The sequence below is a fragment of the Xanthomonas vesicatoria ATCC 35937 genome (genome assembly GCF_001908725.1).
Taxonomy (GTDB): Bacteria; Pseudomonadota; Gammaproteobacteria; order Xanthomonadales; family Xanthomonadaceae; genus Xanthomonas; species Xanthomonas vesicatoria.
In genome coordinates, this window is sequence record NZ_CP018725.1 from 627,367 (window position 1) to 647,791 (window position 20,425).

Sequence of the window (20,425 nt, forward strand, 5' to 3'; positions counted from 1 at the left end):
TTTCAGGCGCCGTCGCACGGATGTGCACGGTGCGGATGGTCTGTCATGTCTGTTGTCACTGTCGCCTCGTCCTCGTCCGCCCAATTGCGTGGGCGTGGCTTGGTGCTGGCCGCCATTTTGTTGTCCGCGTTCAACCTGCGCACCGCGGTGACCTCGCTGACCCCGCTGCTGGAACGCATCGCCCACGAGTACGGCTTCGGCGCGCCCACCATGGGTGCGCTCGGCATGTTGCCCACCGCCGCATTTGCGTTGACCGGGGTTGCAACGCCCGCGGTGTTGCGTCGCTTTGGCCTACTGCGTACCGCACTGGTGTCGATGGCGCTGGCCACGCTCGGGCTGGTGTTGCGCCCGCTGCTGCCAGGCACTGGCGGGCTGCTGGCCGGCTCACTGGTGGCATTGGCCGGCATGGGCATGGGCAATGTGGTGTTGCCGCCGTTGGTGAAACGCTATTTCGGCGACTGCGTGGGCCGCGTCAGCACCCTGTACATCACCGTGCTGCAGGTCGGAACCCTTCTGCCGGCATTGATGGCGGTGCCGGTAGCCGATGCGCTGGGTTGGCGCAGCTCGATGGTGGTGTGGGTGCTGCCGGCGCTGTTGGCCCTGGTGGCTTGGGCGCTGGTGCAGAGCAGCCAGGGCCGTCTGCGCGCAACCGGCCCGGCGCCGGTCACGCCAACCTCCGAAGCCGAAGGACGGGTCGCGCGCACTGCGCTTGGCTGGAGCATGGCGGTGACCTTCGGCATGACCTCGCTGATCACCTATTCGATGTTCACCTGGCTGCCCACGCTGCTGCGCGAGGCCGGTGCCTCGCCGGCGTTCGGCGGCACCATGGTCGCGTTGTTCGCCGCGCTGGGCATGGTCGGCGCGTTGACCATGCCGGCCTTGGCAGTGCGCATGCGCAACCCGTACCCGATCGTGCTGCTGTGCGCGGCCTGCCATCTGATCGCATTCGCCGGGCTCTGGTGGGCACCGCTGGCGGCGCCGATCCTGTGGGTGACCTTGCTCGGCCTGGGCCCCAGCACCTTCCCGCTGGCGCTGGTGCTGGTCAACCAACGCAGCCGCACCGCCGCAGGCTCCGCTGCGCTCTCCGGTTTCTCGCAAGGCGTGGGCTATGCGGTGAGCTGCCTGGGGCCGTTCCTGTTCGGCTGGCTGCATGCACACAGCGGCGGCTGGACCTCGCCGTTCGTGTTTCTGGTGATCTGCATCGTGGTGCAGCTGGCCGCCGCTTGGGTGGTCTGCCGCCCGCAGCTGCTGGAAGACCTGTGGGCGCCGCCGACACGCGGCGCCCGGGCGGTCAACGCACCGGCAGACTGATGTAGCTGGGCTGCTCCGGGGTCACGTATACCCGCTGGGTAGCTTTTTGATAATCGCCCGGCTTGGCGAAAAAGATATTCGGCACGTAGGTCTGCGGGTTGCGGTCGTACAGCGGGAACAGGCTGGATTGCACCTGCACCATCACCCGGTGCCCTTTCTGGAAGGTGTGATTGGCGGTGGGCAGGCCGAACTCGAACGCCAGCGGTTGATTGGCCGCCAGCGGCTTGGGCGCGCTGAAACTCTCGCGATACCGCCCGCGGAAGATCGCCAGCGACACCGGCAGTTCATAGCCGCCCATCTTGGGGCTGGACGCCATCTCATCCGGGTACACATCGATCAGCTTGACTACCCAGTCGCTGTCGCTGCCGCTGGTCGAGGCCTGCAGATGCACATCGGGCGCACCGGCGATCTGCAACGGCTCGGTCAGCGGCTCGGTGACGAAGGTCAGCACATCCGGGCGGCCGTCCACAAAGCGCTGATCGTGCACCAGCCAGGTGGTCCACATGCTGCGGTCGCCAAAATCCACCGGGCGCGGCGCGAACGGCACCGGCTTGGCGGGATCGGACACGTATTCTTCAAACGCGCCCTGCCCGGCAGCGGGCTTGTCGAAGGACAGCTTGCCGCCGGCCTGCAGATACAGCGGTTTGCTCGCCGACGCACAGCCCTTGTCGCAACTGCGCGGCCAGGACTGCAGGCGATCCCAGCGGTTCTCGCCGGTGTCATAGATGAAGACCGGCGGCGTGCTCGCCTTTGGCGCGCCATCGACCAGGTATTGGTCGAAGAACGGGCGCAAGACATCACGGCGAAACTGACGCGCGGTGTCGCCATCGAAATTCAATGCGCCCAATGAGCTGCCGTCGTAGTTCACCTGGCTGTGCCGCCACGGCCCCATCACCAGATAGTTGAGCGTATTGCGCGTGTCGCGCGGCTCCATCGCCGTGTAGCTGTGGATCGCGCCCCACATGTCTTCCTGGTCCCACAGGCCCTGCAGCCACATCGTGGGCACCTTGAGCGGCGTGCGCGCCATCACCTTGTCCAGCGCCTGCTCCTGCCAGAACGTATCGTATGCCGCGTGTTCGGTGAGCTTGTGCCACCACGGGAGTTGCTCCACCCCGGCGGCCTTGGCGAAATCCCCGGCCGACCCGGCCTGCAGGAAATTGCTGTAGTCGTCCTGCCCCTGGCGCGGAATGCCGGCCCCCTTGCCGCGCTTGCTGAGCTGGCCGGTGAAGTAGTCGAAGTTGACCTGGCGGAAGGCGCCGTGATTGAACCAGTCGTCGCCCATCCAGCCATCGATCATCGGGCTTTCCGGCGCAGCCACCTTCAACGCCGGATGCGGGTTGGTCAGCGCCATGACCACGGTAAACCCTTCGTAGGACGAGCCGATCATGCCGACCTTGCCGTTGGATTCGGCAACGTTCTTGACCAGCCAGTCGATGGTGTCCCACGCATCGGTGGCGTGGTCCACCTCGCTGGGATTGAGCGCGCCACGCAGCGGGCGGGTCATCACGTAGTCGCCCTCGGAGCCATACTTGCCGCGCACGTCCTGGAACACGCGGATGTAGCCGCCTTCGACGAAGACGTCGTCGCCGGGCGGCAGCAGATCCTTCATATGCGGCGAGGCCAGGCGCTCGCTACGGCCACTGGCGTCGTAGGGCGTGCGCGTCAGCACCATCGGTGCATGGCGTGCGCCCTTGGGCAGCACGATCACGGTATGCAGCTTCACCCCATCGCGCATCGGGATCATCACCTCGCGCTTGATGTAGTCGTTGGCAGCGTCGCTTGCCACGAACGGCTTGCCGGTGATGTCCGGCGTCATCGGCGAGGTCTGTGCAAAGGCGCTGCCGGCGGCGGCAGCAATGGCGGTGGCAAGCAGGCAGACAGCGAAGCGGCGCATCGACAACTCCGGAACGTGCGGGGCAATCGTCGACTGTAGGCAGGCAGCGGGCTGCCTGGGGAGTGTCAAAGGTCGTGGTTGGCGGGGTGCAGCGGCATGACTGGCTGGCGCGCTGATTGACTGACGGCCAGGCGGCGCTGCCGGCCACTGCCCCCTGTCCTGAGGTGGTGGCGAGCTCCGCAGACCTGGAACATGCGGCGCACACGTCAATCGGTGCGATGCCTACCCATTGCAGCGGCCGTGCTGCCGGAGCTGCCTTGGGTATCTGCGGCTCCGCTGGGACACCGGGTCGCGGGGGCCAACCACCTCCGCAGGGGAGCTAACCGCTGCGCCTAATCCTCGCAACGCACAGGGGACCTGCCAGCCGGCGCAGACGAGCGCCACGCCAACGACTGCCGACGGCGTCAGTGCCGTACCTGCCCCTCGCCACGCACTACGAAACGCTCCACGGTGAGTGCCTCCAGGCCCATCGGCCCATACGAATGCAGGCGCGTGGTCGAGATGCCGATCTCCGCGCCCAGGCCGAGTTCGCCACCATCGGAAAAGCGCGAAGAAGCGTTGACCATCACCACCGCCGAGCGCAGCGCGTGCACGAAGCGCTCGGCGTTTGCGGCGTTTTCGGTGGCGATCACTTCGGTATGGTCCGAGCCGTACTGGCGGATGTGGGCCAGTGCGGTCTCCAGATCCGCAACCACGCGGATTGCCAGGATCAGATCCAGATATTCGGCGGCATAGTCGTCGTCGCTGGCAGGCGCGATCTCGGGCAACACCGCGCGCGTTGCCGCATCGCCACGCAGCTCCACGTTGCGCGCGCGTAGCGCAGCAGCGGCCAGCGGCAGGAAGCGCTCGGCGATGTCCGCATGCACCAGCAACGTTTCCAGCGAATTGCAGGCCGATGGCCGGCTGGCCTTGCCGTCGACCAACAGGCGCACGGCACGCTCCATATCGGCCGACGCATCCACAAACAGATGGCATACGCCCTTGTAATGCTTGATCACCGGCACGCGCGCGTGTTCGGCGACAAAGCGGATGAGCCCTTCGCCGCCGCGCGGAATCGCCAGGTCGATGATGTCGCTGAGTTGCAGTAATTCCAGCATGGTCTCGCGACGCAGATCCTCGACCAGCGTCAATGCCGCTTCGGGCACGTTGGCTGCGCGCAATGCGCCCTGCAATGCGCGCGCGATTGCGGTGTTGGAATGGATCGCTTCGGAACCGCCGCGCAGGATCACGCCATTGCCCGCCTTGATGCACAGCGCGGCTGCATCGGCGGTGACGTTGGGACGGGCCTCGTAGATCATCGCAATCACGCCCAGCGGCACGCGCACCTTTTGCACGCGGATGCCGTTGGGGCGGACATCGTCGCGGGTAATCTGGCCCACCGGGTCGGGTAACTGCGCCACATCACGAAGCGCGGCAGCGATGCCGGCCAGACGCTTGTCGTCCAGCGCCAGCCGATCGAGCATGGCCGTGCCGGTGCCCTTGGCGCGGGCGGCCTCGAGATCGCGCGCGTTTGCGGCAAGGATCGACGCCGCATCGGTTTCCAGCGCGGCAGCCATCGCCTCGAGCAGATCCTGCTTGGCCTGCGCGGAAAGCTGCGAAAGCACCTGTGCGGCATCACGACATTGCAGGGCGAGGGATTTGATGGTCATTGAGGGGCCGGGAGTGGGGAATCGGGAATGGTAAAAGCGGGCGCCACCACTTTACTGCGACGAAATCGGCAGCGGGAAAGTGAGCTGGAAACGCTGTTGCGATTCCCGATTCTCGATTCCCCGCTACAACAGCACCAAATCGTCGCGATGCACCACGTTCTCGCCATAGCTGTAACCGAGGACGCCATCGATCTCGCGCGAGTGACGGCGCGCAATCCGGCGGATATCCAGTGCCGAATACTGGCTGACACCGCGCGCCAGACAGCGCTCGCCATCGGCATCGCGCAGGCGGATCTCCACCATGTCGCCACGACGGAAGTCGCCTTCGGCACCGGCCACGCCGCCCGGCAATAGCGATGCGCCCTTGTCGCTCAACGCGGTTGCGGCGCCCGCATCGATTAGGATGGCGCCCGCTTCCACCGGCGCATGGCGTAGCCAGTACTTGCGTGCCGCAATGCGCGTGTGCGCGGCGTGGATACGCGTACCGCATAGGCGATCCTGCGCCAGCCCGCGCACCACCTCGCTGCTGCGTCCATTGAACAGATAGGTTTCGATACCGGCCGCACCGGCTTTGGCGGCGGCTTCCAGCTTGGTGCGCATGCCGCCGGTGCCCACGCTGCTGCCGCTGCCGCCGGCCATCGCCATCACCAGCGGCGTGAGCTCGGGGACATCGTCGAGCGGCCGCGCCAACGGGTTGCTGCGCGGGTCGGCGCTATACAAACCGTCGATGTCGGTGGCGATGAACAACGCATCGGCATCGACCAGTGCGGCGACGATCGCCGCCAGGTTGTCGTTGTCGCCCAGCTTGAGCTCGTCCACCGACACGGTGTCGTTCTCGTTGATCACCGGCAGCGCACCCAACCGCAGCAACTCGCCCAAGGTGGCGCGTGCATTGAGATAACGGCGACGGTTGCGCAGATCGTCATGGGTGAGCAGCACCTGCGCGACCGGCCGTTCGAAAAAGCGTTGCCACAGGGCGATCAACTGCGCCTGCCCCAGCGCAGCCAGCGCCTGCCGCGCGGCGATCGGTGCCCCGGCCTCGGCGGCTCTGGGCAGGATCGCCCGACCGGCCGCCACCGCACCCGACGACACGATCACCAGCTCGCGCCCGGCCGCCAGATTGGCCGAGACAAACTGCGCCAGACCCAGCGCAAAGCGCGGCGACAGGCCACCGCCATCTGCGGCGAGCAGGCTGCTGCCGACCTTGAGCACCGCGCGTCGCCACGGTGGCAGCGCTTGCTCGATAAACGGCGAGGTGTTCGCAGGCGTGGTCATCGTGGCGAGAGGCTCAGTGCGTTTTCCATTCGTGGACGGTCAGCGTGGAGGCACCGCGCAGCGCCAGCGGATCGCGCGCCACGATCTGCTGCGCCTGCTCCAGGCTGTCCACGTTGATCAAGACATAGGCGCCGCCGCTACCGTCGCTGAAACCACCGGTCAACTCCAGCTGCCCGGCCGCACGCAGTGTCTCCAGAAATGCACGATGCGGTTCCACCACATCGGCCGGGAACTGCGGCTTGCGCATCGCCAGCACCAGATAACGTGTGGACATCAGCCGGCCTCCTTGTCGGGTGTTGGCTCGCTGCGACCGAACGGTGTGGAGATGACCAGGAAGCGCGCCTGCTCGTCGGAAAGATTGTGCATCTGGTGGGTGGAACCCGGCGGCACATGCAGGCTCTGGCCCGCGCGCAGCAAATGCTGCTCGCCGTCCAGCTGCAGCATCACCTCGCCGGCCAGCACGTAAAAAAAGTGCCGCGCGCGGCTGTGGCGATGACGCAATTCGGCTGCGCCGGGCGGCATATGCTCTTCGAGCACGCTCAGGTTGGGGTCGCGCAACAGGTGCCAGCCATCGCTGGCCTCGCCCCAGGGGTAATGCTCGGCGGTGTCGGTGCTGATCATGGCCATCAGACCAGCGCCTGCCAGCGGGCGCGCAACACATCCAGTTGCAGATCGGCTGCAGCACCGGGCGAAACGCGTGCAGCCAGGCTACCTTCCGGCGTGCGCCCCTGCCCCGCAGTGTCCGACGCTTCGGCAGCCGCCTTGTAGGCATCGCGGAACGGCACCCCGGCAACCGCCGCTTCCACCGCCACGTCGGTGGCGTACATCCCTGAATCGATCGCCGCATGCAGCTTGTCAGGGCGCCATTCCAGGTTGGCCAACAAGGCCGGCAGCAGTTCCAGCGCCGCCAGGCCGCGCCCGAAGCCGTGCACGATGGCGCCCTTGCTGCTCTGCAGGTCGCGGTGGTACCCAGAGGGCAGCGACAGCAGCTGTTCGATCTCGGTCCGCGCGGCGGCCACGCTGGCGTGGGTGGCGCGCATCAGTTCGATCACGTCCGGGTTGCGCTTGTTGGGCATGATCGAGCTGCCGGTGGTGTACTGCGCCGGCAACGCAACAAACGCGAATTCGCCGCTGGTGAACAGCGACAAGTCCCAGGCGATACGCCGCAGGTCCAGGGTGGCGCTGCCAAGGGCTTCGAGCGCGGCCAGCTCGTACTTGCCGCGCGAAAGCTGCGCGTAGATCGGCGACACCTGCAGACGTGCAAAGCCGAGCTCGGCGGTGGTGTGCGCACGATCCAGCGGCAGATTGACGCCGTAGCCAGCGGCGGTGCCGAGCGGGTTGCTGTCCACCAGGCGCAAGGTATCGGTCGCGCGCACGGCGTTATCGATAAACGCCTCTGCCCAGCCCGCCCACCACATGCCCGCCGACGACACCACCGCACGCTGGATATGCGTGTAGCCGGGCACCGGCAATGCGCCTTCGGCCTGTGCGCGGTCCAGCGCCACCTTGGCGATCTCGCGGCTGAGTTCGGCTACACGCTGCAGCTTGTCCTTCAACCAAAGACGCGTGGCGACCAGAATCTGATCGTTGCGACTGCGTCCGGTGTGGATCTTGCGGCCGGCATCGCCCAGGCGTTCGGTCAAGCGCGCTTCGATCGCCGAATGGCAATCTTCGTACTGCTCATCGAGCACGAACGCGCCGCTGCGGAAATCGGCCGCCAACAGATCGAGCTGCTCACTCAAGCCGCCCAGCTCCTGCAACGACAGGATGCCGATGTGCTGCAGCCCCTGCGCATGCGCCTTGCTGGCCGCGATGTCGTGCAGGAAGAACTCGCGATCCAGGATCACGTCGTCGCCGGCCAGGAAGGTCTGGATCTTGGCGTCTACCGCAACACCGGGTTTTTGCCACAACAAATTGGTCATCGGAAAGCGTCTCAAGATAAATCGTCTGATTTAAATCCCCGCACATGGATGTGCGGGCTTTTGCGAGGGACTCGCATCATTGATGTACGGGCTCCGCGAGGGGCTAGCATCAACGAATCGCGGTCAATTCGTCCCAGCCCAAGGCCAGGTTGAGGTTCTGCATGGCCTGGGTCGCTGCGCCCTTGAGCAGGTTGTCCAGCGTCGCCACCACCACCACGCGCTTGTTGCCGGGCGCCAGGGTGATTCCGCCAATCTGCACGCCGTGTTTGCCCGCAATGCGGCTCACCCAGGGCGCCTCGTCGACCAGCTCGATCAGCGGCTCGCCTGCATAACGCTGCGCGTAACGCGCCTGGATCTGCTCACGCGTCAGCGGTTGCTGCAGCCACAGGTTGACGGTCATGGTGATGCCGCGAAAATGCGGCGCCACATGCGGCATGAACTCCACCGGCACACCGAACTGCGCGGAGACTTCGCGCTCGTGCATGTGGTTGGTCAAGGCATACGGCATCAGGTTGTCGGCGAGCAGTTCGGGATTGTTTTTGTCCGACGGGGTCGTCCCCGCACCGGAGTAACCAGACACGCCAAAGCACTGCGGCGGGCCGGCCAGCTGATCCAGCAATGGGGTGATCGCCAACTGCATCGCGGTGGCGTAGCAGCCCGGGTTGCTGATGCGGCGCTGCCCTGCATAGCCGCCACGGGTGAGCTCGGGCAAGCCGTAATACCACGTCGGGTCGAAACGATAGTCCGCCGACAGATCGATCAGCAGCGTCTGCGGCCGGCGCGCATCGATTGCGGCCACGAACGGCTCGGCCTTGCCGTTGGGTAGCGCCAGGATCACGACGTCGGCGCCCTTGGCAGCCACTGCGTCGGCGTCCAGACTTTCGAACCGCAGATCGCCACGATAGCCGTCGTTGTGCTGGGCCACCGCCTGCCCGGCCAGTTCGCGCGAGGACACGAACACCAACTGCAGGTGCGGATGTGCCGCCACCAGCTTGATCAGTTCCGAACCGGTATGCCCGCGGGCGCCAACGATGCCGATGGTTGTTGCTTGAACACTCATGCGTTTGCTTCCAGGCGGAACTGCAGGTGTCGTTTCACCCCGGCCCATTCCGTATCGATGATGGAGAACACCACGGTATCGCGCGGCGTACCGTCGGCGTGGCGGGTGTGATTGCGCAATACGCCGTCCTGCTTTGCGCCCAGTCGCGCAATCGCCGCACGCGAGGTGTGATTGAACCAGCTGGTTTCGAACACCACGCTCAGGCAGCCCAGCGTTTCGAAGGCGTATTGCAGCAGCATCAGCTTGGCTTCGGTATTGACGCCGCTGCGCTGCACGCGCGGTGCGTACCAGGTGTAGCCGATCGACAGCCGGGGCACGGCGACATCCAGCGCGTAGTAACGCGTGCAGCCGACGATGTCACCGGCCGCATCGCGCACCGCTAGCGGCAACGCCGTGCCATCGGCGCGTGCCGCCAGTGCCGCTGCGAGGTAGGCATCGACCTGGGCCGGTGCCGGCACGCCGGTGTACCACAGACGCGACAACGCGCCGTCGCCCAGTGCCGCACGCAGGCCATCGGCATGCGCCGGCTGCAGCGGCTCCACGGTGGCGTGCTGCCCGCGCAAGACGGGCATCTCGCTCCAGGCCGGTGGCAGGGCAACGGGTGTCATTGCGCTCAGCCCAGCAACGTCGGCTGACGTGTCGCGCAGTGCGCCACGCAATGCTGGATCTGCTCGAAATTCTCCAGCCCGTACCAGAACACCTTCCATTTTTCCTGCTTGATGCAGCCGTCGGATTCGGCGTAGTAGAAAATGTTGACCTGGTTGTTGTGGCGCGAGCGCCAGAACAGCTGCGGGGTCTCCTCGCGCATCACATTCCACACCGCACGGCCCAGGCCCTCGCCTTGCGCATCGTCGAGCACGGCAAACTTGTCCAGATACGTCAGCCGGCCGGCACCGAACTGGCCTTCGTCGGTAAGAATCACCGCAGCGCGATAGTTCTCGCTGACGTAGGCGCGCAGCAGCGTGGTAGTGGCGAAGTAATCCGGCACCAGGGTGCGGCCGAAGCTCGATTCGATCAGCGACGTCAGCCGCGGCAGATCCAGCTGATCCCACGAGGTCGCGCGCAGCACGCGCTCGCCCCGCCGGACCAGCGTGCCGGAGCCCTTGTGGGTGAACAGTTCCTTGGCCAGATCCGCCGGCCGGGTGATCGACACCGACGATTCCAGCGGCAAACGATCGAGCAAGTCCTTGATCTGCTCGATCTTGACCCGCATCCCGCCATTGATCCACGGCTGCTGCATCAGGTGATCGTATTCGGTGGACAGGTTGATCGAATCGATCAGCTTGCCATCGGCATCCAGCAGCCCGCCGGTGCCGGTGAGGAAAATGATCTTGTACGGCTGCAGTTCCTGCACCAGCTCGTTGGCGGCAAAATCCGCATTGACGTTGAGGATTTGCCCGCTCGGTGTCTCGCCCAGGCTGGTGATCACCGGGATCGAGCCGGCCTGCAGGCTGGCTTCGATCGGTGCCAGATTCACCGCCTTGACCTCACCGACCAGGCCATAGGTGTCGCGGTCCAGATACTCAGCCTCGAACACGCCACCGGTGATGGAAGTGGCGCGCGCACCGTTCTGCTGCAGCGCTTCCACCAGTTTGAGGTTGGAGACCTGGAACACCTTGCGCACGATCGCCAGCGCTTCCGGCGAGGTCACCCGCAAGCCGTTTACGGTCTGCTTTTCGATGCCCGCCGCAGACAGCTCCGCATCCAGCTGCGGGCCCGCGCCATGCAGCACGATCGGGGTCAGGCCCACTTCCTGCAGGAACGACAGCGACGACGTCAGCGCGTCCAGGTCGTCGCGCAGGACCGCGCCGCCCACCTTGACCACTGCAAAGCGCTTGGCGTCCACCTGCGAAAAACGCTTGAGGTACTGGCTGATTTCCTTGGCGCTGGCCATGCTCGAAAGCAGGCGCACGATGGTCTGGCGGGTCTGTTTGTGGGGCTGTGCGGAGAGGGACATTGCCGTGATCGATAGAGGATAAGGATGCGCCGGGGCGCAGGAATCGGCGTCAGTGCGCGCCGTTGATGATGCGATGGACCGATTCGGCGTAACGCTGCAACTGCTCCAGCGTCACGAACTCGTCGGCGGTATGTGCCTGGGCGATGTCGCCCGGCCCATAGACAAGTGCGGTGTAGCCACCAGCCGAAAACAACGAGGCTTCGGTCCAGAAGTCCACCGCGTTGCCGATCGGCAGATCCAGCGCATCGGCCACATCGCGTGCGGCCAGGCGACGCTCTTCGGCACGCGCGATGTCGCCCGACGGCAGGCTCGGCCCGCGAAAGGTTTCTTCGAAATGCGCTGCCGCTGGATCGGCAAAGCCGGCAAAGGTGGCCAGCAAGCCGTCCACGTCCATCGACGGCAACGGACGAAACCCGAAGCGCAGCTCGGCCGCCGGCGCGATCATGTTGGCCTTGATACCACCATCGACGCGGCCGATATTGAAGCGCAAACCCGTCAAACCGCCAAAGCGTGCATGCGCCAGCGACTCGACATGATCCAGCGCCTTGCCGCCCCACCGCATCGCTTGATGCAAGGCGCTAGCGGACGGATCCTGCCTGCCGGAAGCATGCCCGGCACGGCCGGCAAAGCGCATCAACACCGAGCTGATGCCGCGATGCGCGAGCACTGCCTCGCTCATGGTCGGCTCGGCCACCAGCACCGCCTCGTAGGGTACCCCACGCGCCAGAAACGCAGCGATGCAGCGCGGGTCATTGGCTTCTTCGTCGGACGAAAACAGGAACGCGGCATCGCCATCGCCGGCATTAGCGGCTGCGATCAAGGCCGCTGCGGCGCCCTTGATATCGCACACGCCCAGGCCGATCACCCGGTCCTCGGTACGTCGCATCATGTGTGGGTCGGCACTCCAATGGGGCGAATCCGGCACCGTGTCCAGATGCACGTTGAACAGATACGTTGGCGTGCCGCGCACTGCGTACAGGCTCACCGCACCGGCGCCGTGGTCGATGACCTCGACCTGGAAACCGGGCAGCTGCGCACGCAGGTAATCGAAGATGCCGCCCTCGGCAGCGATCGCACGCGGCGGATTGCGGGTGTCGAAGGACACCAGCTTTTCCAGGTGTTGGAGGGTGGATTGGAGCAGGTCGGTCATGGCAGGTCAGGCAGCCGGGGGACTGGTGCGGTAAAGGTCATGATGGGCAATCTCCATCAGCAAGTGCGGGCGTGTCGGCACGGCAAAGCCGTACTGGGCGTAAAGCGCATGCGCGTCTGAGGTGGCGAGCATGAAGCGGCGCAAGCCCTGCAACTGCGGGTGAGCCATGATCGCTGCCACCAGCTGCTTGCTGTAGCCGCGCCCGCGGTATGCGTCTAGCACGAACACGTCGGCCAGATAGGCGAAGGTCGCGCCGTCAGTGATCGCCCGCGCGAACGCGACCTGCCCTGCGCCCGCGACATAGCCGCCGAAGCACAGCGAACCGGCGATCGCCCGCTGCACCGTGTCCAGCGGGATACCCAGGCACCAATAGGCCTGCTCGCTGAGAAAGCGATGGATCACGCGCAGATCCAGTTCCTGCTTGTCGGTGCTGATGCGCAGTGCGGTCATGGGTTCCATCGCGACAACGTCTTCCCCACCGGGAGAAGGTGCCCTAAAAGGGGCGGATGAGGGTACGGGCGAGACCTGGGGAAATCGGCTGTTGCAAGGCGGATGAGGAGGCGGACGACACATCGTGCAATCGAACCTTGCCGGGCTTCGCACGTCCCCTCACCCCCACCCCTCTCCCGGAGGGAAAGGAGCGTCAGATCCTCAGCGATTCACCTGGGCATACAGCGTCGAGCTCATCCCGAACAGCTTGATGAAACCCTCGGCCTCTTCCACGCCCCAGTCAGCCGACTGTGCGTAGGTGGCGCCCTTGGTGTTGAGCAGGTGCGGCGAACGCACCGCCACCGCATCGACGCGGCCGCCGCGGGTTTCCAGCGTCACTTCGCCGTTGACCTTGGACTGCGACGACTTCAGGAACGCTTCGATATCGGTCTTGAGCGGGTCGTGATAGAAGCCTTCGTACACCAGCTCCACCCACTTGCGCGCCACGTCCGGCTTGAAGCGGTTCTGCTGCTTGGTCAGCACCGCATCTTCCAGCGCACGGTGCGCGGTGAGCAGCGAGATCAGGCCCGGCGCTTCGAACACGATGCGCCCCTTCAAGCCGATCACGGTGTCGCCTGTGTACACGCCACGGCCCACGCCGTACTGCGCGAACAAGGTGTTGAGCTTGGCCAGGATCTTGGCGCCCGGCAGCGGCTTGCCGTCCAGTTCCACCGCTTCGCCTTCGACGAACTTCAAGGTCACCGTCAGCGCTTCGGTCGGCCACGCGCTGCGCGGGGCGCACCAGCCGCGCGCACCCTCGCCCGGCGCCTCCCAGCGGTCGATTTCGCCGCCGGACATGGTCAGGCCCAGCAGGTTCTCGTTGATGGTGTAGGCCTGCTGCTTGGCGCGCACGCCGAAGCCACGTGCTTCCAGATACTTTTGCTCGTAGGCGCGGGTTTGGGTGTGTTCTTTCTGAATTTCGCGGATCGGCGCGACGATCTGGTAATCGCCCAATGCCTTCACCGCCAGGTCGAAACGCACCTGGTCGTTGCCCATGCCGGTGCAGCCGTGCGCAATGATGCGCGTCCCCAGCTCTTCGGCGCGCTTGAGCGCGGCATCGACGATCAGGTAACGGTCCGACACCAGCAAGGGGTACTGGCCCTGGTAACCCTCGCCTGCCCACACGAACGGCTTGACGAAGCCTTCCCAGATCGCCGGGCCACCATCGACGGTGACATGGCTGGCGGCGCCTAGCTCGGAGGCGCGCTTTTCGATGAAATCGCGTTCTTCGGCATCCACGCCGCCGGTATCGGCGAACACGGTGTGCACTGCGTAGCCGCGCTCCTGCAGGTACGGGATGCAGAAGCTGGTGTCGAGGCCACCGGAGAAGGCGAGGACGATATCTTTGCTGCTCATGACGAAGTTCCTGGGGGCAAGGGAGAAAAGTTAGTCCGCCACCACGATGCGCGGCTCGCAGCGCACCGGGAAGTTGACGGAATTTGCGATGAAACAGGCCTGGTGCGCGAGATGATGCAACGCGCTGGCGGTGGCCGGGTCACCGGCGGAAATTGTCACCGTGGGTTTGAGGACCACTTCACTGAAGCGACCACTGTCGGCGTCGGTCAACATGCTTCCCATCGCTTCGTCCACATAACCACGCACCACGATGCCGGACTCGGCAGCCAGGTGCAGGTACCACAGCATGTGGCAGGCCGACAACGAGGAAACCAGCAGGTCCTCGGGATTGTGCAGCCCCGCGTCGCCGCGAAACACAGGGTCGGAGGAACCAGCGATCGACGGCTTGCCGGCGATGGCGATTTCATGTTCGCGCCCATAACTGCGATAGCTATGCGTGCCCTGCCCGCGGTCGCCGGTCCAGGTCACACGGGCGGCATAGCGATGGGTGTGGTGACTCACTGGCGGCCCTGACCCACCAGCGCCGCCATGATCGCCTTCTGCACGTGCAGGCGGTTTTCCGCCTCGTCGATGGCGATGCAGTTGGGCGAATCCATCACCGCGTCGGTGGCCTTGACGTTGCGACGCAACGGCAGGCAATGCGAGAACACGCCGTTGTTGGTCAGCGCCATCTTGCGTTCGTCGACGATGAAGTGCTGGTACTGGTCACGGATCGGCTTCTCCGGCTCCCAGTTGCCGAAGAACGGCAACGCGCCCCAGCTCTTGGCATACACCACGTCGGCGCCGGCATAGGCGCTGTCGATGTCGTGGCTCACCTGCAGCGAACCGCCGCTTTCGGCCACGTTCTGCGCGGCCCAGTCCATGTAGCGCTGATCCAGGATGTAGTCCGGTGTCGGGCACAGCAAGGTCACGTCCATGCCCATGCGCGTGGCAATGGTGAGCGCGGAATTGGCCACCGCGGTGTTCAGCGGCTTGGGGTGATAGGTCCAGGTCAGCACATACTTCTTGCCGCGCAGGTCTTGCGTGCCAAAGTGCTCCTGCAGCGCCAGCGCATGCGCCAGCTCCTGGCACGGGTGGGTGATGGTTTCCATGTTGATCACCGGCACCGGCGAATACTTGGCAAAGCTCTTGAGCACCTGGTCTTCGCGGTCCTTGGACCAGTCGACGAATTTCGGAAATGCGCGCACGCCGATCAGATCGACATAGCGGCCCAGCACGCGCGCCACTTCGGCGATGTGCTCTTCGGTGTCGCCATCCATCACCGTACCCAGGTTGAACTCGATCGGCCACGCATCCTTGCCCGGCTGCAGCACCACCGCATGCCCACCCAGCTGAAACGCGCCCAGCTCGAAGCTGGTGCGGGTGCGCATGGACGGGTTGAAAAACACCAGCGCGATCGACTTGCCCTTCAGCTCGCTTCCCAGCTTGTTGCGTTTGAACAACGCGGCCTGGGTCAACAACGCGTCCAGTTCGGCGCGGCTCCAGTCCTGGGTGTTCAAGAAGTGCTTCAGTGACATCGATCGATCCTTTGCTGCGTGCTTCTGCTGCGTGGTCCGCCAGGAGCGACGGGTGCGCGACATGCGCGTTTCTTGCGATTGAAACTTTTGTGACGCCAAAACGAAAAAACCCAGCCGGTGGGCTGGGTTTTCAGAACGGACAGCAAAACGCCCCGGTTACCCAGCGAAAATGTGGGATTCCGGTCGGCGGGCACGCGAGGTCATGCCGGAGGCCATCCGGGCGGCGCTGGTGTCGTGCTGAAATGGGATTGCCTGCATAGGGCGCGAATCCTCGCATGCATGCGTGCACGGCGCAACCGCCCTGCACGTCAGTGCGGCGGCGCGACGATGGCGTCGGGAATGTACGGGGTCACCGAGACCCGGATGCGCAGCCGGTTTCCCGGGTCTTCCGGCAGCCGCGAGCGGTACTTGGTGCCTTTGTAAACGTAGTCCACGTCGAAGGCGATCGGGCGCCGGAACTCGCGCGGCACTTCGACGACCTTGCAGTTGCGGCGGGTACTGGTCGGCGGCACTGCTGCCGGCGTGGCTGGCTCGGGCCGCCGCGAGAACATTTCCTTGACCGAATCCACCATGCGGGTGATGCGGCCTTCGTCATCGACCGCCGCGACCGGCACCGACGCCGCCTGCTCCGCCTCGCACTGTTCTTCGATACGGGTGGCGCGCAGGGTCTGATAGACCGGCTCGACGTTGAGCACCTGCGCGTAATCCAGCTTGACGTTTTCGATCACGACGACCCGGTTTTTGACATCGGGCTCTGCCGCATGTGCCGGCACTGCCTGCCAGACCAACACACACAGCGTGGGAAACAGAAGAAGTCGCATCAGGACCGAAGTGGCGAAGCCAGGCAATACGTAAGTGTATGGAGCTTGCGATCTCCGGGGCTGAACGCAGCCCATCCGGTCGCCGGTGTCGGCGCGCCGGTTCGCCAACTTGGCGCAAGGGGCTAGAATCGCGCGGTTACCCTTTTTCAGATGCCGATGAGCCTGCGCCTGCACAACAATCTGACGCGGCGGGTCGAACCGTTCGCGCCGCTCGACCCGTCCTGCCCCACCCTGTATGTGTGCGGCCCCACCGTCTACAACTACGCGCATATCGGCAACGCCCGTGGCCCGGTGGTCTTCGACGTGCTGGCCGCGCTGCTGCGCCGCCGCTATGGCGCGCTGCGCTACGCACGCAACATCACCGATGTGGACGACAAGATCAACGCCGCCGCACAGGCGCAGGGCGTGCCGATCTCCACCATCACCCACCGCTTCGCCGCGATCTACCGCCAGGACATGGCCGCGCTGGGCGTGGTACCGCCGGACATCGAGCCGGAAGCCACCGCGCATATTCCACAGATCGTGGCGATGATCGAGCAGCTGATCGCAAACGGCCATGCATACGCCGCAGAAGGCCATGTGCTGTTTGCGGTGGCCAGTTTCGACGGCTACGGCAAGCTGTCGCGCCGCGACCCGGACGAAATGCTGGCCGGCGCACGCGTGGACGTGGCGCCGTACAAGCGCGACCCGGGCGATTTCGTGCTCTGGAAGCCGTCCACCGACGACCTGCCCGGCTGGGAGTCGCCATGGAGCCGCGGCCGTCCCGGCTGGCATATCGAATGCTCGGCAATGGCCGCTGCCCACCTGGGCCCGACCATCGACATCCATGCCGGTGGCGTGGACCTGCAGTTCCCGCATCACGAAAACGAAATCGCGCAAAGCGAATGCGCGCATGGCGGCGCTACCTTTGCGCGGTTCTGGCTACACAACGGCATGCTCAACTTCAGCGGCGCCAAGATGAGCAAGTCGCTGGGCAATATCGAAACCGTGCACGACCTGATCGCAAAGCATCCGCCTGAAGCGCTGCGTCTTGCGCTGGTGAGCGCGCACTACCGGCAGCCGCTGGATTGGTCGGACGGCTTGATCGAACAGGCCAAGAACACGCTGGACCGATTGTACGGAACGTTGCGGGATGTGGCCGCGCTGGACGCAGGCGACGCACCGGACGGTAGCGCATCACCAGCGATTCCCGCCGAAGTGGAGGCTGCGCTGGATGACGACCTCAACACGCCGCAGGCCTTGTCGATCATCGCCAGCATCGCTGCAGAGGCGCGTGCACTGCGTAATCAAGTGACCCACGGTGCAGACATATCGGCGCGCCGTGCCGAACTGCGTGAGATCAAAACCCGGTTGCTGGGCGCAGGCCTGGCACTCGGGCTACTCCAGCAGGACCCGGCTGCCTGGTTCGCGCGCGGCACCAATGCCGGCGACGATGCGCGCATCACTGCCCTGGTCGAAGAACGCAGCACGGCGAAGAAAGCCAAGGATTTCGCCCGCGCCGACGCCATCCGCAAGCAGCTCGCCGACGAAGGCATCGTGCTGGAAGACACCCCGCAAGGCGTGCGCTGGAAGCGCGCATGACCCTCCCTTCTCCCTTCGGGAGAAGGTGGCGCGCAGCGCCGGATGAGGGTGCGGGCGAAGCCTCATGAGAAACGTTGACGCACGTGACTTAGCCCGTACCCTCACCCCAACCCCTCTCCCGGCGGGAGAGGGGCGATGCCCGAGTTCAACACTCTACTCAGCCCCTGAAACCGCCATTGCACACCTCCACGTCAAACGCGCATGACCTCCCCTTCTCCCACCGGGAGAAGGTGGCGCGCAGCGCCGGATGAAGGTGCGGGCCAAGCCTCATGAGAGACGTGAATGCACGTGACTTCGTCCGTACCCTCACCCCAACCCCTCTCCCGGCGGGAGAGGGGCGATGCCCGAGTTCAACACTCTACTCAGCCCCTGAAACCGCCATTGCACACCTCCACGTCAAACGCGCATGACCTCCCCTTCTCCCACCGGGAGAAGGTGGCGCGCAGCGCCGGATGAGGCTGCGGGCGAAGCCACGTGCACAATCTCCACCAGGTTTCACGTCTCCCCAGCCCCGCCCAGCGCTCAGGCTGCCAGCGCTGGCAGCCCAGGCGCCCCAAAGTCTGCTCGCCCGTGGCGCGCCAACCGTGCCGTCTCGCCCTCACGGGAGACGGGATTTACCAAATGATTCTGGATTCTTGATGACCACCTCCCCCTTTCCGCTCGAACCCACTGCCCTCGACGCGCAAGCCGCCATCGCCGAGGAATTTTCCTTCTTCGGCGATTGGTCCGAGCGCTACCAGTACCTGATCGACCTGGGCCGCAAACTGCCCACCTTTCCCGAGCAATGGAAGACCGAAGAACACCGCCTGCACGGGTGCCAATCGATGGTCTGGATCGTGCCGGAGGGCAATGCCGAGCGGCTGGACTTCCATGCGGTCAGCGATTCGGCCATCGTGTCGGGGCTGATCTATCTCGCACTGCGCGTGTATTCCGGACGCAGTGCGCAGGAAATCCTTGCCACCGAGCCGGATTACATTGCCGGCATCGGCTTGGCCAAGCACTTGTCGCCGACGCGCAGCAATGGCGTGGCCGCCATGCTGGCCTTCATCCGTGAAACGGCGCGCGCACAACAGTGAGCACGCCGACGCCCTCGCCCACCGACTCGCTGCGCACGCTGCTCGCCCATCCGGGCTTTGGCCTGGTGTTGCTGTACCGCGTTGCGGCGATGCTGTCCTACCAGATCGTGGCGGTCACGGTCGGCTGGCACATCTACGAGATCACGCGCAATCCGCTGTCGCTCGGGTTGATCGGCCTTGCCGAAATCCTGCCGTTCTTCTGCATCGCGCCGTTTGCCGGCTACCTGGTCGACCATCTGCCACGCAGGCGCCTGGGCATGGTCGCGGTGCTGGGGTTGGTGGCGACGGCGCTGCTGTTGATGGCGGTCGCGCAGGGCTGGCTGCCAATCCAGGGCGTGTGGCCGATCTATGCCGCCATCGCATTGACCGGCGCGGCGCGTTCGTTCCTGTCGCCGGTGTACAACGCCTTGTTTGCGCGTGCGTTGCCGCGCGAAGCCTTCGCACGCGGCGCCAGCATCGGCAGCGTGACCTTCCAGGCCGGCATGGTGATCGGCCCGGCACTCGGCGGCGTGCTGGTGGGCTGGGGCGGCAAGGGCCTGGCCTATGGCGTGGCCGCTGGTGTGGCATTGGTGGCGATCCTGGCCCTGGCGCTGTTGCGCGTCAGCGAGCCGGTCAACGCCGGCCCGCGTGCACCGATCTTCCGCAGCATCGCCGAAGGGGCGCAGTTCGTGCTCTCCAACCAGATCATGCTGGGCGCGATGGCATTGGACATGTTTTCGGTATTGCTGGGCGGCGCGGTGTCGATGTTGCCCGCCTTCATCCAGGAAATCCTGCATTACGGCCCCGAGGGCCTGGGCATCTTGCGCGGTGCGCCGGCGCTGGGTTCGATCGTGGTCGGCGTATGGCTGGCGCGGCACCCGCTGCAGCGCAACGCCGGGCGCATCCTGATGCTGTCGGTGGCCGGCTTCGGGCTATGCACCATCGCCTTCGGCCTGTCGCGGCACTTCTGGCTGTCGGCGGCGATCCTGCTGGTCTACGGCATGTGCGACGGCGTGTCGGTGGTGGTGCGACAGACCATCCTGCAGCTCGCCACACCGGACGCGATGCGTGGCCGGGTGTCCTCGATCAACGGCATCTTCATCGGCTCGTCCAACGAGCTTGGCGCGTTCTACGACGGCGTCATGGCGCGGCTGGTCGGGCTGGTGCCGGCGGTCGTCATCGGCGGCTGCGTCACGCTGGGCGTGGTGGCGACCACGGCCTGGAAGGCGCCGCGCCTGCGCAAACTGGATTTACGCGATCTGCAATAGGCACAGCTGACAGGATGACCGCGCACTGCAAGACGAGCGCGGTCGGTGCTCGGCACGTTCGGTCCACCGCGTACAGGTGGGTTCTGAGCACTGCGGTCAAGTCCGCCTCATGACTGCTCG

General features: G+C 65.4%; 19 protein-coding genes. 4 read left to right on the forward strand and 15 right to left on the reverse strand.

The annotated features are described in order from the left end of the window. The first annotated feature begins 84 nt into the window (after positions 1–84). Entirely contained in the window at positions 85–1,311 is a 1,227-nt protein-coding gene (locus BJD12_RS02755; protein ID WP_039420306.1) for a CynX/NimT family MFS transporter, read from the forward strand. Here BJD12_RS02755 and BJD12_RS02760 read toward each other — a convergent pair. The 15 genes from BJD12_RS02760 to BJD12_RS02830 form a co-directional block, all read right to left on the reverse strand. Continuing rightward, entirely contained in the window at positions 1,292–3,205 is a 1,914-nt protein-coding gene (locus BJD12_RS02760) for a CocE/NonD family hydrolase (RefSeq protein WP_005996847.1), read from the reverse strand. The genes BJD12_RS02755 and BJD12_RS02760 overlap by 20 nt on opposite strands. Positions 3,206–3,609: 404 nt before the next feature. Further along, positions 3,610–4,854, reverse strand: a complete 1,245-nt coding sequence (locus tag BJD12_RS02765; protein ID WP_005996846.1) for a glutamate-5-semialdehyde dehydrogenase — start codon at positions 4,852–4,854, stop codon at positions 3,610–3,612. Positions 4,855–4,977: 123 nt separating this feature from the next. Next, entirely contained in the window at positions 4,978–6,129 is a 1,152-nt protein-coding gene (proB, locus tag BJD12_RS02770) for a glutamate 5-kinase (RefSeq protein ID WP_005996844.1), read from the reverse strand. Between the two features lie 13 nt (positions 6,130–6,142). Beyond that, positions 6,143–6,403 carry a YciI family protein gene (locus BJD12_RS02775; RefSeq protein ID WP_005996843.1) on the reverse strand — a complete coding sequence of 87 codons (261 nt, stop codon included), beginning with the start codon at positions 6,401–6,403 and terminating at the stop codon, positions 6,143–6,145. Then, entirely contained in the window at positions 6,403–6,756 is a 354-nt protein-coding gene (locus tag BJD12_RS02780; protein WP_005996841.1) for a cupin domain-containing protein, read from the reverse strand. Before BJD12_RS02780 ends, BJD12_RS02775 begins: the two co-directional genes overlap by 1 nt. Next, a complete protein-coding gene (locus tag BJD12_RS02785) occupies positions 6,756–8,051 on the reverse strand; it encodes an argininosuccinate lyase (RefSeq protein WP_005996839.1) in 1,296 nt (431 codons plus the stop codon). The genes BJD12_RS02780 and BJD12_RS02785 overlap by 1 nt, the downstream gene beginning before the upstream one ends. Before the next feature lie 109 nt (positions 8,052–8,160). Beyond that, positions 8,161–9,111: an N-acetyl-gamma-glutamyl-phosphate reductase gene (gene argC / locus BJD12_RS02790; protein ID WP_005996837.1), complete on the reverse strand. Its 951-nt coding sequence runs from the start codon at positions 9,109–9,111 to the stop codon at positions 8,161–8,163. After that, positions 9,108–9,719, reverse strand: a complete 612-nt coding sequence (locus BJD12_RS02795) for a GNAT family N-acetyltransferase (RefSeq protein ID WP_005996835.1) — start codon at positions 9,717–9,719, stop codon at positions 9,108–9,110. Before BJD12_RS02795 ends, argC begins: the two co-directional genes overlap by 4 nt. Before the next feature lie 5 nt (positions 9,720–9,724). Further along, entirely contained in the window at positions 9,725–11,068 is a 1,344-nt protein-coding gene (locus tag BJD12_RS02800) for an acetylglutamate kinase (RefSeq protein ID WP_005996834.1), read from the reverse strand. 49 nt (positions 11,069–11,117) lie between these two features. Then, positions 11,118–12,218, reverse strand: a complete 1,101-nt coding sequence (locus tag BJD12_RS02805) for an acetylornithine deacetylase (protein WP_005996832.1) — start codon at positions 12,216–12,218, stop codon at positions 11,118–11,120. 6 nt (positions 12,219–12,224) lie between these two features. Further along, positions 12,225–12,677 carry a GNAT family N-acetyltransferase gene (locus BJD12_RS02810; RefSeq protein ID WP_005996831.1) on the reverse strand — a complete coding sequence of 151 codons (453 nt, stop codon included), beginning with the start codon at positions 12,675–12,677 and terminating at the stop codon, positions 12,225–12,227. 192 nt (positions 12,678–12,869) lie between these two features. After that, positions 12,870–14,063: an argininosuccinate synthase gene (locus BJD12_RS02815; protein WP_005996830.1), complete on the reverse strand. Its 1,194-nt coding sequence runs from the start codon at positions 14,061–14,063 to the stop codon at positions 12,870–12,872. Positions 14,064–14,093: 30 nt separating this feature from the next. Next, a complete protein-coding gene (locus BJD12_RS02820) occupies positions 14,094–14,564 on the reverse strand; it encodes an OsmC family protein (protein ID WP_039420314.1) in 471 nt (156 codons plus the stop codon). After that, positions 14,561–15,580: an N-acetylornithine carbamoyltransferase gene (locus BJD12_RS02825; protein WP_005996828.1), complete on the reverse strand. Its 1,020-nt coding sequence runs from the start codon at positions 15,578–15,580 to the stop codon at positions 14,561–14,563. Before BJD12_RS02825 ends, BJD12_RS02820 begins: the two co-directional genes overlap by 4 nt. A 308-nt stretch (positions 15,581–15,888) precedes the next feature. After that, complete coding sequence (locus BJD12_RS02830; protein ID WP_005996827.1) at positions 15,889–16,401, reverse strand: hypothetical protein; 513 nt, start codon at positions 16,399–16,401, stop codon at positions 15,889–15,891. Positions 16,402–16,557: 156 nt separating this feature from the next. Between BJD12_RS02830 and cysS the strand changes: the two genes are divergently transcribed. The 3 genes from cysS to BJD12_RS02845 all read left to right on the forward strand — a co-directional run bounded on the left by cysS (position 16,558) and on the right by BJD12_RS02845 (position 20,305). After that, the gene (gene cysS, locus BJD12_RS02835) at positions 16,558–17,982 is read left to right on the forward strand and encodes a cysteine--tRNA ligase (protein ID WP_042828594.1); all 1,425 of its coding nucleotides are present in this window, start codon (positions 16,558–16,560) and stop codon (positions 17,980–17,982) included. A 638-nt stretch (positions 17,983–18,620) separates the two neighbouring features. After that, positions 18,621–19,058 (forward strand): SufE family protein, encoded by a 438-nt coding sequence (locus BJD12_RS02840; RefSeq protein ID WP_039420321.1) that lies wholly within the window; start codon positions 18,621–18,623, stop codon positions 19,056–19,058. Next, positions 19,055–20,305 (forward strand): MFS transporter, encoded by a 1,251-nt coding sequence (locus tag BJD12_RS02845; protein WP_005997955.1) that lies wholly within the window; start codon positions 19,055–19,057, stop codon positions 20,303–20,305. Before BJD12_RS02840 ends, BJD12_RS02845 begins: the two co-directional genes overlap by 4 nt. Positions 20,306–20,425 lie beyond the last annotated feature (120 nt).